General features: G+C 37.8%; 9 protein-coding genes and 1 pseudogene. 2 read left to right on the forward strand and 8 right to left on the reverse strand.

All coding sequences use genetic code 11. The annotated features are described in order from the left end of the window. The 4 genes and pseudogenes from ACGLXV_RS14160 to ACGLXV_RS14175 form a co-directional block, all read right to left on the reverse strand. Positions 1-218: pseudogene (locus ACGLXV_RS14160) on the reverse strand (hypothetical protein); the annotation flags it as partial. Positions 219-241: 23 nt separating this feature from the next. Next, a complete protein-coding gene (gene xylB, locus ACGLXV_RS14165) occupies positions 242-1,741 on the reverse strand; it encodes a xylulokinase (RefSeq protein WP_391559130.1) in 1,500 nt (499 codons plus the stop codon). A 76-nt stretch (positions 1,742-1,817) separates the two neighbouring features. Then, a complete protein-coding gene (xylA, locus tag ACGLXV_RS14170; RefSeq protein ID WP_391559131.1) occupies positions 1,818-3,149 on the reverse strand; it encodes a xylose isomerase in 1,332 nt (443 codons plus the stop codon). A gap of 99 nt (positions 3,150-3,248) precedes the next feature. Then, the gene (locus ACGLXV_RS14175) at positions 3,249-5,399 is read right to left on the reverse strand and encodes a glycoside hydrolase family 52 protein (protein WP_391559132.1); all 2,151 of its coding nucleotides are present in this window, start codon (positions 5,397-5,399) and stop codon (positions 3,249-3,251) included. Positions 5,400-5,658: 259 nt separating this feature from the next. Between ACGLXV_RS14175 and ACGLXV_RS14180 the strand changes: the two genes are divergently transcribed. Beyond that, on the forward strand, positions 5,659-6,804 hold the full coding sequence (locus ACGLXV_RS14180) for an ROK family protein (protein ID WP_391559133.1): 1,146 nt from the start codon (positions 5,659-5,661) through the stop codon (positions 6,802-6,804). Between the two features lie 345 nt (positions 6,805-7,149). Here the strand turns inward: ACGLXV_RS14180 and ACGLXV_RS14185 are convergent, their stop codons facing one another. After that, positions 7,150-8,013 (reverse strand): SDR family oxidoreductase, encoded by an 864-nt coding sequence (locus ACGLXV_RS14185; protein ID WP_391559134.1) that lies wholly within the window; start codon positions 8,011-8,013, stop codon positions 7,150-7,152. A 172-nt stretch (positions 8,014-8,185) separates the two neighbouring features. On the opposite strand from ACGLXV_RS14185, the gene ACGLXV_RS14190 reads away from it, so the two are divergent. Beyond that, positions 8,186-8,623, forward strand: a complete 438-nt coding sequence (locus ACGLXV_RS14190) for an Rrf2 family transcriptional regulator (RefSeq protein ID WP_119709641.1) — start codon at positions 8,186-8,188, stop codon at positions 8,621-8,623. 54 nt (positions 8,624-8,677) lie between these two features. Here the strand turns inward: ACGLXV_RS14190 and ACGLXV_RS14195 are convergent, their stop codons facing one another. From ACGLXV_RS14195 to ACGLXV_RS14205, 3 genes are all read right to left on the reverse strand, one after another. After that, the gene (locus ACGLXV_RS14195) at positions 8,678-9,820 is read right to left on the reverse strand and encodes a mannitol-1-phosphate 5-dehydrogenase (protein ID WP_391559135.1); all 1,143 of its coding nucleotides are present in this window, start codon (positions 9,818-9,820) and stop codon (positions 8,678-8,680) included. Between the two features lie 4 nt (positions 9,821-9,824). Next, positions 9,825-11,930 carry a BglG family transcription antiterminator gene (locus tag ACGLXV_RS14200; RefSeq protein ID WP_391559136.1) on the reverse strand — a complete coding sequence of 702 codons (2,106 nt, stop codon included), beginning with the start codon at positions 11,928-11,930 and terminating at the stop codon, positions 9,825-9,827. A 79-nt stretch (positions 11,931-12,009) separates the two neighbouring features. Further along, positions 12,010-13,920 carry a PTS mannitol transporter subunit IICBA gene (locus tag ACGLXV_RS14205; protein ID WP_391559137.1) on the reverse strand — a complete coding sequence of 637 codons (1,911 nt, stop codon included), beginning with the start codon at positions 13,918-13,920 and terminating at the stop codon, positions 12,010-12,012. Positions 13,921-13,961 lie beyond the last annotated feature (41 nt).

The raw sequence follows: 13,961 nt of genomic DNA on the forward strand, positions 1-13,961 counted from the left end.
CGATAGCCATTTTCTTTTAGATAAGCCATATGATTCTCGAATTCTTCTAAACTAAATTGGTATGGATTTGTCGGATCTGGATTCGGTTTAACCACATGATATAGTAAAACTGGAATTTTAATATTTGAATTTTTCTCTGCTGAAACCACTGGAACGTACACCTTAGTTGAAATGAGTAATAAAGAAAAAGCTAGAAGTAGACCCATTACCTTTTTCATAGGAATCACCATCCTTTCAATTATTACTTTCTAAATTCGCTTAATTGTTCGTTCAATTCCTTTGTTTGCCTATATACCTGCTGATAAATACCGAATAATTTATTATAAGCTTGAACATTCTCTTCGATTGGCTCGTATGTTTTTGACGTTTGAATAAATACTTCCGCACATTCCTTAAGCGATGAATACCATCCACACCCGTATGCAGCTAACATTGCTGCCCCCATACCTGGTCCTTGTTCGCTTGTAAGCTTCTCTATTTTGGCATTGAAGATATCTGCCTGCATCTGCAGCCATGTTTCATTTTTAGCTCCTCCACCAATGGAGATGATAGAATTAATTGTTTTCCCGCTTTGTCTAAAGATCTCTAGAGACTCATTTAATGAGAAAGTAATACCTTCAAGGACTGCACGTGAAAAATGCTTCCGTTCGTGGGCAGCGTCTACACCAATAAAGCTACCTCGAATGTTTGAATCTGCGTGTGGTGTTCTTTCCCCCACTAAATACGGAGTAAATAGTAAGCCATTACTCCCGGCAGGTACTTCATTAATTCCTTCCAAAAATTCTTCAAAACCTTCATTTCTGGCAAACGTTTCTTTAAACCAGCTTAAACTATAACCAGCTGCAAGGGTAACGCCCATCGTATAGTAAGCACTTTCTTCACTATGGTTAAAATAATGAACCTTTCCTTCAAAATCCAAGTCATTTCTTGCTTCATAGGAGAGTACAACCCCAGAGGTTCCGATACTGCATAAAGTTTTCCCTTCAGATAGAATTCCAGAGCCAATGGCACCGCACGCATTGTCTGCTCCACCTGCAAATACTTTTGTAGCCTCCAGTAACCCCGTTTCTTTTGCAAATTCAGCTGTCACCGTACCTACAAACGCATGTGATTCTACTAATGGGGGACAGAAAGTAGAGGAAAGACCAAAGGCTTCTAACATTTCTATACTCCACTCACGTTTTGTCACGTTTAATAATAATGTTCCTGCCGCATCAGAGTACTCCATATGGATATTTCCTGTCATCCGGTAACGGAGATAATCCTTTGGAAGCAGAAACGTACAAGCTTGGTGAAAAATTTCCGGCTCCTGTTCTTTTACCCAAAGAATCTTTGGTAAAGTAAAGCCCTCCAACGCAGGGTTCTTCGTTAATTCTAGTACCGTCTGTTTCCCGACAACCTCGTAAATGTCCTTACATTGTTTCGTTGTTCTCGTGTCATTCCACAAAATTGCATTCCTTAATACTTTATTGTTTTCATCTAGTAATACTAGACCATGCATCTGACCTGAGAAACTAAGACCTTCAATATCCTCAATGTCACCGTCAAACTGTTCAACAAGTTCAGTTAAACCTGATATCGTTTTTTCTACCCATTCTTCCGGGTTTTGTTCACTAAAACCTGATTTTTCAATTATGAGAGGGTAAGATTTCGTTATTTCATTACAAACCTCACCATTCTGATTAACAAGTAATATTTTTACTGCACTCGTACCGAGGTCAACACCAATCACGTATTTCATCTATATCATCCTTTCTATGAAAATGTGCTGGAGTAAATATACTGCCAGCACATGTTTCACATTCTATTGATCGTTATTAAACAGTTACACTTGAAAGAGTTTCTAATAAATATTGGTTAATTACAGCTTTTAGGCGCTCTGTTCTACCTGATGTATTTTTGATTTCTGTTAATTGAAGAGCATACGCTTCAAGTTCACGGAAGTTTGTTCTTCCTTCTACGATTTCTAGTCCAACTCCTTTTGTATAGCTGCTATAGCGTTCTTCAATAAAACCATCAAGCACTTTATCTTCAATTAGTTTATTGGCAACTTTTAGACCGATGGCAAAAGCATCCATACCAGCGATATGTGCATGGAATAGATCCTCCGATTCAAATGACCCTCTTCTCACTTTTGCATCGAAGTTTAGGCCACCACTACCTAAGCCCCCGTTTTGCAAAATTTCGTACATGGCTAATGTGTTCGTATACAAATCTGTTGGGAATTCATCTGTGTCCCAACCAAGTAGTGTGTCACCTTGGTTCGCATCTACAGAGCCAAGCATTCCGTTAATACGAGCTGTTCTTAGTTCATGCTCAAATGTATGACCTGCTAAAGTGGCATGATTTGCTTCAATATTAAACTTGAAATAATCAGTTAAATCATGTTTTTGCAAGAATGCAAGACCAGTAGCTACATCAAAATCATATTGGTGTTTTGTAGGCTCTTTTGGCTTTGGCTCAATTAAGAATGGAACATTTAATCCAATTTCTTTTGCATAGTCCACTGCCATATGGAAGAATCGAGCTAAATTATCCTGTTCGAGCTTCATATCCGTATTAAGGAGTGTTTCGTATCCCTCACGTCCTCCCCAAAATACATAGTTCTCGGCACCCAGCTCTTTTGCAACTTCTAGCGCTTTTTTCACCTTGGCGGCAGAATAGGCAAATACATCTGCATTAGGGGAAGTAGCAGCTCCATGGACATATCTTGGGTTAGTGAACATATTGGCTGTATTCCAAAGCAATTTTGTTTTGCTTGTTTTCATATATTCCTTGATCATGGAAACAATCACATCTTGATTTTCATTGGTTTCCTTTAGGGTTCTTCCTTCTGGAGCAATATCCACATCGTGGAAGGCAAAGAAAGGAACGTTAAGCTTTTCAAAAAGCTCAAAAGCAGCTTCCACTCGTGCTTTTGCTAAATCCAACCCTCTTAAATGGTCCCAAGGACGAAGAGCTGTACCCACACCAAACGGATCAGATCCGTCAGCCGTAAACGTGTGCCAATAAGCTACAGAAAAACGAAGAATTTCTTCCATTGTCTTACCGTTTATCAGTTCTTCGGGATTGTAATACTTAAATGCTAACGGATTTTTTGATGCTGCACCCTCAAATTGAATTTTGTTAATTGATTCGAAATATGCCATGGTTATTCCTCCTAAAGGTATTATATTTTTATAAAAATTCTTTTCTATTAAGATAGTTTATATATAAAACAAACTAAGTATATAAACTTGAATGCCTTATTAGGCTTGTTGTGTAACCTTATTTAGTGGTACCGTTTTTTTACTCTCCTCAAGCCATAAAATACTTGTTACTCCGCGTGGATAATACTTGCTTCCTGAAATTTCTCCAGAAATAATTTGATCACTCCAGCTCCAAACAGATAATGTTGGATGTGTCAGCCATTTTACATGGGCAGCATCTGCCTGCGCTCCTTTTTCATCCCACTCCAAACCAAGAATTTCACGGGCAATAAATTGACATAAGTAAATCTTACTTAGCCAAGAATTATTACTAGTAGAGGAAATTTTCCACCCACCATCTTCAAACAAGCAAACTCCCTCAATTAAAACGGTTTTCAAATGGGTCTTTAACACTTGAATATAGGCACCGAAACGGCCATTGGGATCTAAGGCATCCTTGTTATTTGTATAATATGGGAAGATTAGTCCTTCAATGGCAGGAATAATTTTCGAGTTATTTCCTTCTTTTATTACTGCTGGTATATACCCATCAGGAGTGAAATGAGAGACAATGGTTGCTGCACATTTTTCAGCTTGTGCTCCAGCCTCTTTTGATTTCTCCTCTAGTCTGTTTTCTCTAAATAGCTTTTCTAACGCTACATACGAAGCCCATGTTTTCCCTGCTAGATAAATATTATTTCTTGCCTGACCAAGCGAAACATCTAAACTATCATACGTTGTAATTTCAGCTCCGCCCATGACACGTGAAGAATCAAGTCCCATAATGCCATCGCGTTTATCTGGTTCAGGATGATCACGATTAAGCATGCTTTCAAAGCAACGAACAAATATATCTAAATTAGTTTGTAACCACTGTTTATCTCCAGTTTGTTCCACATAAACAGACGCGCATAACACCCAGTTTACCAACTGTTCATACGTCATATGAGAAAAACATCCGTCTAATCCGTATAGCTCATAAGAAGAATAGTGTGGTCTAGAGACGGTATTGGCCACTCCCATATCATGGGTAAAACTAATTCCACCTGGATATTCTGTTTCTTCTCCCGGAAAGCGTACTTTATCTTCATAGCTAAAACGACTGACAAACATGTCTAACTCATTTTTCACTGTCCATGGATTCATTTTTAATTCGAAGAAAATTTGATCTACTGTCAGATCAAAGGTATTCATCATTCGATATTCCCCTTCATTTACTACCCAAAAAGCTTCACCATTGGTATCTAGTAATTGAGTAGAACCATAATAGCTCCGAATCGAATGAATCATCATAAACTTTTGATCGTCTGACAATTTCTCATCATCTACCAATCTATTAGCCTGCTTAGCTCGACTGAGAAAATCATCAGCTTTTTCCAATGCATAAGCAGCAACAGATTCGATATTCGAAAAATATCTTGTGTAATAATACGAAGCATCCATACCAGCCGTTATATAGCCACCTCGATAGAAGCATATAGCAAACTTATAGGTTCGTTTTTGTCTTGCCGGAACATCCATTACGAGAGCACCAACAGGTCCTAACCCAAAGGTCCAATTCTCCTCAAAAGGAGTAGTTAGTATATTTTCTAAACTAAAGTGTAAAGCTGATTTTACTTCAGAATCATTCGTTGTAATAGCCGTTAAACGTCCTTGGCCCACACCTACAATGCCATCACACGCATCATCTAAACGTCGCATAGAACTGTATGGGTCACTTCCTTGATACCCGAAAAATGCACGGCGCTTTTTGCTACCTTTTGTATTATCAATGGTAAGCTCTGCCCAAACAGCTGGAATGATCGCTTTCTTTAATTCTTCGTCTGTTGCTGAAGAAGGGTCAGGTACAGATTCAACTTGAGTATATATAGTAAAACTCAAATCGCCTGCCTCCCACGTGTCCGTTCCTAACTGAAAATCGCGATGGATTTCTTCCTTTGAATACGGACGAATAATACGAGGTTTATCTGGATTCGGATCCATATTTTCAATATCATAGCGCTTACTTTCATCATCTACTAGTTCAAAGAAAGGTAGTGCATCGTACATTCCTTCCTGTTCACTAGATTCAACTCCGACAAAAACACTTTTTCTTGGTGATCGTCCTAGCTCTAGATCCAATCCCCCTCCATTTCCATAATAACCAAGCGTAAAACTAGAAAACGCTCCAATTGGTGAATGATGCGCATTGAAAAACATATTCTTAGCCATTTTCTTCCCTACTCTCGTAAATGAAATGTATTATAAATTGAAATACCAACCCAAATCATCTTCTGAGATGTAAATAATAGTATGTAGATGTCAAAGACAGATTGTAAACGGATTCATTTCTAATAAATAAAAGGTTCCTCCTTACAACATTCTTGACTAACTTAAGTTGATTATAACACCAGTCATCTAAGTTTGTATACCCAATAAACAAAGTTTTTGTGTTAAAATATATTTACTATCAAACAAGGAGTTTTTAGCATTGGAAACCATTACATGGAATCAACAAGTTGTGAAAAAAAATAACAAAGCCCTCGTATTACAGTTGATTATGGAAAAAGAGCCCATTTCAAGAGCTGACATTGCTCAAGTCTCTGGATTAAATAAAGCAACCGTCTCTTCTTTAGTAAATGAATTATTAGCCGCAGATCTAGTTTATGAATCCGGTCCTGGAGAATCTAGTGGAGGCCGCCGCCCTGTTATTCTCCATTTTAATAAAATAGCTGGATATTCCATTGGAATTGATATCGGAGTGAACTATGTATTATGTGTACTGACTGATTTAAAAGGGAATATCGTCATTGAAAAAAATCAGACTGTTCACAAAACCCCCTATGCTGCTACCATCGAGATTGTTAAAGAAATGATCCAGTCATTAATCGCCGAGATGCCTAGCAGTAGATATGGAATTGTTGGGATAGGTGTAGGTGTACCTGGAATAGTTAACAAAGAGGGTTCAGTTCTGTTAGCGCCCAATTTAGGTTGGAAAAACACTCAAATAAAAAAGGACCTTGAGGACTTATTCCATGTCCCCGTCATCATTGAAAACGAAGCGAATGCTGGGGCATTTGGTGAACAACAGTTTGGTATTGGGCAAGATTATCAAAACATCATTTATATTAGTGCTGGTATCGGGATTGGTGTAGGAATCATTTTAAACAAAGAACTATATCAAGGGAAAAATGGATTTTCTGGTGAGATGGGGCACATGATCATTGATATTAATGGAAAGCCATGTAATTGTGGCAGCAGGGGATGCTGGGAAGCATACGCATCTGAACAGGCCCTGTTGGAGAAAGCTGGAGAAAATGGGAATTCGCTTGAATCCTTAATACAATTAGCTAATAGTGAAGATAAAAATGCTCAGAATTTATTTACAGAGATAGGTGCTTACCTTGGATATGGAATCAACAATATTATCAATACCTTTAATCCTGACCAGGTAATCATAGGCAATCGTTTATCGATGGCTAAAGAATGGATTGAACAACCCATTCTTTCAACGATTGAAAATCACTCACTCGCTTTTCACCAAAACGAATTCCAATTAGATTTCTCAAAACTTGGTAAATATTCAATTGCTATTGGTATGTCTGCTTTTGTTGTTGAGAATTTTATTAAAGTGTAAACTCCATTAACCCCTTATTCCAAGAGGTCCTTCATTAAAATGAGGTTCTCTTGGAATAAGGGGTCTTATCATTAGTCGAGTAACGAGCAATAGTAAAATAAGCGGATATTTTTCGCTTAAATGCAGAATGGAGCTATTTTCAGGGTAAATAAGGGGAGGTTTTCCGCTTATGCAAAGCAAAATCTCCCCTTTTCGAATTTTTCGAGCCAATAGGCGGAATCTGTCCGTCTATTTAAGCCTTTTTTCATAAAAATTACTAATTTAGCGGAATTTCTCCGTCTATTTATCAGTTCGGGTGCTTAACTTAAAGGTCCTATATTTTTTAACCCAAAAAAATAATGGGTACTAAGAGATACTCTTAACAATTTGACTTAACCCCTCAGTAATCGGTGTAGCCGGACGGCCAAGAAGTTTTTCGAAATCATTGCTCTCAACTTCTAGTGTTCCTTCGCGAATGTCTTTCTGAATGTTCACTAGGAAAGGGATAAGGAAATCTGGTACCCCAGCACCTTTCATGATATCCGCATAAGTAGCATCATCCACTTGTTGTACAGGTACTTCCTTATTTAAAACTGTACCCAAAGCAGACGCAATTTCTTCCTGCGTTAATAGCTTTCCAGATAATTCATAGATTGTGTTTTCGTGACCATTCCCAGATAGTACGGTTGCTGCAGCCTCTGCATAGTCTTGTTGCAATGCCCAGCCCACTCTTCCCTGTCCTGCTGAAGTTACCCAAGGAGCGCCTGCAAGTACACCTTGAATGCTTGAGCTTTCGTTCTCTAAATACCAATTGTTACGTAAGAAAGAATATGGAATTCCCGTTTTAATAATTGCTTCTTCTGTTGCCTTATGAGTTGGAGCTAGGAAGTTTTGACTTTCCATTGCGTTCGCTATGCTAGTGTAAGCGATAAATTTAACCCCAGCACGCTCTGTAGCAGCTACCGCATTCGAATGCTGTCTAATTCTTGTGTCATTATCTCCATCAGCAGAGATGAGTAAAAGTCTGTCAATACCTGCGAATGCAGAATCTAATGTCTCCGGACGGTCAAAATCTCCCTGGCGAACTTCCACTCCACGAGATTGAAATCCTTCCGCTTTCTCTGGGTTACGAACACTTACAGCTAATTGATTGGCTGGTACTGTTTTTAATAAAGTTTCTACCACTTTCGTTCCTAATTTACCTGTTGCACCTGTTACTAATAATTTCATTTTCCTATTCCTCCACTCTTTTATTTTTAACCTGTATTTATCTCGATTACATGTATTCATAATAGATACTTCTAGCTGTTTTGTCAACAAAACCTTTTTTATTTTTTACGAATGATAAGGTATAATACGTTGTATTCAAATTAAATACATGATAATGAAGTAGGTGCATGAAATGTCCATTAGTAGCCGTTTTACTGTTGGGGTTCACATATTAACTCTTATTGAATTAAATAAAGACGGAATTAGCTCATCAGAATTCTTAGCTGGGAGCGTCAACACAAACCCATCTTTGATCAGAAAAATTATGGGGATGCTCAAAAAAGCTGGACTAATAGAAGTACAACCTGGAATCGCTGGAGCAAAACTTGCTAAGGAACCAGCTACTATTACATTACTTGACGTTTATAAGGCGGTTGATGTGGTAAAGGAAAAAGAACTATTCAGTTTACATGATAATCCACACCCGGATTGTCCTGTAGGTAGAAATATACAAGATTCGATTACTCCTATATTATCAGCAGCTCAATTTGCTTTAGAAAAGGTATTAGGCAATGTAACTATTGAAGAGGTTGTTAAAGATATAGTAGAGAAAGAGAATATTAACAGTTAATTAGAAAAAGGGATTGCTCATGCAATCCCTAAAAACTTCACTACAAAAATGGATTTATCCATTCAATACTTCATAATGTCTAATAATATCTTTTGCAAGTTGGCTTGAGTCATCAAGACCACATACTTGTTGAAGAACATATGGTACTCCATGTTCGTTAATCATTGACTGAAGCTTTACTGCATCTTCATCTTCTTTGTAATCAAAAAGTAAGGCTGCAGCAATAGCCTTTGCTAAATTGTCGTAAGAAAGGTCAGCTTTTTGAGCTTGTAGGGCTGGACGTACGAGTCGATCCTCTGGTCCAAGCTTTCTTAACGGAGAACGACCTACTCTTGTTACACCATCATGTAAATGAGTATTCTGGAAACGTTTAATGATTTTCTCAATATATTGTTGATGTTCTTCCGGATCTAGATTGTACTGTTTGATTAAATAAGCACCCGTCTCACCCAGTGTGGCCTTTACCTGATTGTAGATATTCACATCAGCTAGTGTTTGGTCAATCGTTTCTTTGTTTGCAAGATAACCGAAATAAGCAATGACGGCATGTCCTGTGTTAACAGTAAACAATTTTCTTTCAATAAATGGGGCTAGTTCTGGAACGATAATCATTCCTTCAATAGGAGGAATTTCTTCTTTCGTTTCAACAACCCATTCATGGTAAGGTTCAACAAGCACATCAAGAGAACCTTGATTATTTTGAATCGGAACAATCCGGTCAACAGCTGAATTTAAGAATTCAACTTGAGCAAGTACCTTTTCTTGTGTTTTAGCATCAAGATGCTCAAGGATATAGCCTCTTAAAAGATCTGTAGCAGAAATTTGATTTTCACAGGCAATTACATAAAGCTTGTCACTATTCTCTTCGACCCTAGCAGCCAATCCCTTTGCAATTAAAGATGCGATTCTCGGGAGGATGTTAGGTCCAATCGCCGTCGTTAAAAAAGCTGCCTTCTTGATTGTTTCTACTACTTTATCTTCCTGTTTTAAATTATTCAATCCTGAAACATTCTCTATTAGAATACTTTCCTGTTCATCTGTTGCAAGCTTAACTTTATATTGTTTTTCTTCATTTAGTTGATTAATGATTTGATCGGCAATATCTACAAAAGTAACATGATAGCCGGACTGAGAAAAAAGTGCTCCAATAAATCCTCTTCCAATGTTTCCCGCTCCAAAATGAACTGCTTGTTTCATTACATCATCCCTCTCTATCAATTATTTTAAAATTCGACTGAAGATAATCTGCAAAGATAGATTCTAACCTTTTATAAATTAGTTCTTCATTTGCTGAGGAAAAAATCAAAATAGCCTCTTCTGTCTCAATAATGTTCGTGCTAATTAAGCTAATAATCTCCTGCTGTCTATTGCTTAACTCTAATGGAGCCAGCATGAGCAGCAGATTCTTCATCATGACCATGTTTCCGTCCATTCCCCTCACCAGACAAGGATTAGGCAAATGGGCAATTCGGAAAATCAGCTCACGCACATGCTCATTTCTTGCATGAAATAATGCTAAATTGGTCTGGGGAATTCCGAGACCCCCTCTTTTTTCCCTCTCTTTTAGAGAATTTAGGATATCCGCAGAATCGGTCAACAGATTTTCTTTCTCTGCGATCTGCAACATTTTTTTCAGTATTATTTCTTGGCTTTCTGAATGATCCATCCGGTAAAATCGGTAATTTTGCATGATGGACTCTATACTCTGCTGAATACCCTTCATATCATGAAGCATGTCATGCAAATTCATGTTTTTTTTCACACGGGATGAAAACACTGCATGACGTTCGATCTTTTTGTATTTTTCGCCCTTTGCTATGTCTTCAATATTATTCTGTATAAAGCTTTTAATCGTCTCAATGTTTTCTGTACTCAACAGTGGGTTTACCAATACGTATTCTGCATCAATAAAAGGCAATCTTACGGTTGAGATTATTACGTCATATGATTGTAAATCAACATGTTCTGTTATTTCTTTAATCGACTTAATATCAACCGTATCAATTTCTGCTATTTCTTTTTTGATTCTACTAGCCAACATCTTTGAAGTCCCGATACCGGTAGGGCAGATCACCAAAGCTTTAATCGTCAAATATTCTTCCTGCATCAATAATGCGGAACCGAAGTGTAACACCATAAAAGCAATCTCGTCCTCAAGAAAATGGTCAATGGATTTGAATTCCTCTTTTACACTATTTTTTACTGCCATAAACAAAACTGGATACTTTCGTTTAATTTCTTCCTTAAGTGGATTAAATGACTCCATCTTCTGTTCGATACGAAAAAGTGCTGGCTCCATATGGGCAAGTAACCCTTGAAATAATGAGAAGTCATCCGTTAAATTTACCTGAAGCTGATTAGAAACGGAGCGAATCACATTTTTAATCAGTTGAGCAAGTAAAATGTTTTCGGGTTCAGCCTCAGCACCTTGAAGCTTTGTACCTTTTAGAATCAATGCTAAAAAAAGAATATCTCTTTTTGTAAGGCTCATATCAAGCTTTCGTTCTAACTCACGACTAATCATCAACATCAGATCATATTCAATCGCAACATCTTTTTCTAGTAAGTTAACATCCTCTTCTAGAAAAAAGTGAGCATCCGTTCTCTGCACGCTGATATAAATATGTAAAACCACTTCCAAGTATGCTCTATCTGTTACACGTGCTTGGGTTTTATGAAAGCTTATATTGACCAAGGTAAGCACTTCTAGTAAGTCATCTGGATAAAAATAATGAAGAATCTTTTCCTCGGTTGGACTTCCCTTTTCCAGAATAAATAGTTTTTCTATAAACTCATCATGAAAATACTGTAGGAAAAAATGTACAAGTGCTCTTCGTTTGTTAGCCTCTGTACCATGCAGCTCTACTCCTACTCCTCTTTTTCTTGTTAACTGTAATTGAAAAATCTCTAGCCATTCCGCCAGTTCATCCAGATAAATGGCTAATGTTGCTGAACTGACGCCAAGATGACTTGCTAAAGTTTGAATTTTAAATAGTTCTTCTTCATATACAGCTAAAAGTAATCGAAGCTTTTTTTCGAGAGGAGGTTGATCAATAGGTGTACTCCCTGCCAAATGCTGAATTAACCTGTATATCTGCTCGTTCTTCCCCTCAATAGAAAGACCTTGATCCATGTTGCGTGTTAGCCTTAATCCAAACTTCTCAATGATCCTTTCCGTTGCCTTTAAATCACGTTGGATAGTCCTTGTACTTACATTTAGTGAAGTTGCAATTGAAAGAACGGTATGTTTTCCAGAAGTTTTAATAATCAGTTCAATTATGGCTTTTTCCCTTGAGGTTATATCCATGGTATCAACTCGTTCCTGAGTGAAATAACTAGAAAATAGAAAAGCGCAGAAGTACGCTTTTCTATTGTTAATTTCTTATTTACTTTTTACCAATAATTTCGATAATCTCTTGAGCTGTTTTTGCCTCAGCCATTTTTTCGATATTTTCCATATCGGAGCAAGTAACAGCGATTCCTGAAAGGATTTCAAGATGTGTACCGTCTTTTCCAGCAATACCGAAGATTAAACGTACTTTCTGTCCATCAAAATCTACACCATTCGGAACCTGAAGGACTGTAAATCCTGATTTAATAACAGCCTTCTTCGCTTCTTCAGTTCCATGTGGGATCGCAACATCATTTCCCATATACGTAGAAGTCATGTTATCTCTTTCAATCATCGCTTCAATATAGCTTTCATCGACGTAACCCGCATTCAACAATGCTCGACCAGCAAAACGGATTGCTTCTTCCTTATTAGCAAATTCCTGATTGATAAAGACATTTTCAGGACGTAGTAAATCATCACTATGTGACACTTCTTCGTTCGAATTATCCGTACCCTTCTCTTCTGCCTCTTCAACGATATCATGAAGCGTGGAACTTGCTGGAAATTGCAACTCACTAATTAGCTTATCGTACTCGGGACTTGAAAGGAAATTATCAACAGAAATATGATATGCGTTAGGTACTTTGTTTTTTGCTCTAGGAGTTAGTTCCTCCTGTGTAATGACAATTTGAGCGTCAGCTGGAAGATTACTAATAGCCATATTTGTAACCGCAATATCCATTCCCGCTTCTTTTACTTTTTTACGTAACAACGATGCTCCCATTGCGCTTGAACCCATTCCAGCATCACATGCAAAGATAACCTTTGTAACATTGTCAGGAATCGCTCCTTGGTCTGTAAGCACATTTGATACAGAGCTTTTCTTCCCTTTCATTTCTTGCATTTTTTGAGAGGCTGCTTCAAGGTCATCCTCACCCTGTTTCCCCGTTTTCAAAATAAAGGAAGAAACAATAAATGAAACAGCTGCTGCCACGATTACACCAGCAAAGTTTGCAATATATGCACTTGCGTGATGTGGGGTAACCGCAGTAATGGCAATAATACTACCTGGTGATGATGGAGCAAATAATCCACCGCCTAAAAGGACCAAAGTAAATACTCCACTCATTCCACCTAAGATGACAGCAAAAAATAACATTGGGCGCATTAAGATATATGGGAAATAAATCTCATGAATACCACCGAAAAAGTGAATGATTCCTGCACCCGGTGCTGATTTCTTTGCGGTTCCTTTTCCAAAAAACATATACGCAAGTAGAACACCGATACCAGGGCCTGGATTTGCTTCAAGAAGGAACAAAATGGATTGTCCCGTTTGTTTTACCTGTTCCACACCAATTGGTGAAAGAACTCCGTGATTAATCGCATTATTTAAGAACAATACTTTTGCTGGTTCTATTAGAATACTAGTTAATGGAAGCAGTCCTGTTCCGACCAACCAATCAACTCCTGATACAAGCCATCCGGTAAACACATCTACTGCAGGTCCAACGCCTAAAAATGCTAGAATGGCAAGGATTGCCCCTAGAATACCCGCAGAAAAATTGTTTACAAGCATTTCAAAACCAGCTTTAATTTTCCCTTCAATTAACTGGTCAAATTTCTTAATGACGAAGCCACCCAACGGACCAATTACCATTGCACCAAGAAACATTGGTATGTCTGCTCCTGCAATAACACCCATTGTTGCAATTGCACCAACAACCGCTCCACGTTCTTGATGAACAAGTTTACCACCTGTATATCCAATTAAAATAGGAAGTAAATAGGTAACCATTGGGGTAACCATTTTGGCAAGGTTTTCATTTGGAAAAAAACCTGTAGGAATAAATAGAGCTGTAATTAGCCCCCAAGCAATAAATGCTGAAATATTTGGCATGACCATAGAACTTAGGAAATTACCAAACTTTTGTACAGCCACTTTTATATTTGATTGTGCCATATTCGATCTCCTTCTAAAATTAGTACCTTCACATGTTATCT

This window comes from Robertmurraya sp. (genome assembly GCF_036676585.1).
Taxonomy (GTDB): Bacteria; Bacillota; Bacilli; order Bacillales; family Cytobacillaceae; genus Robertmurraya_A.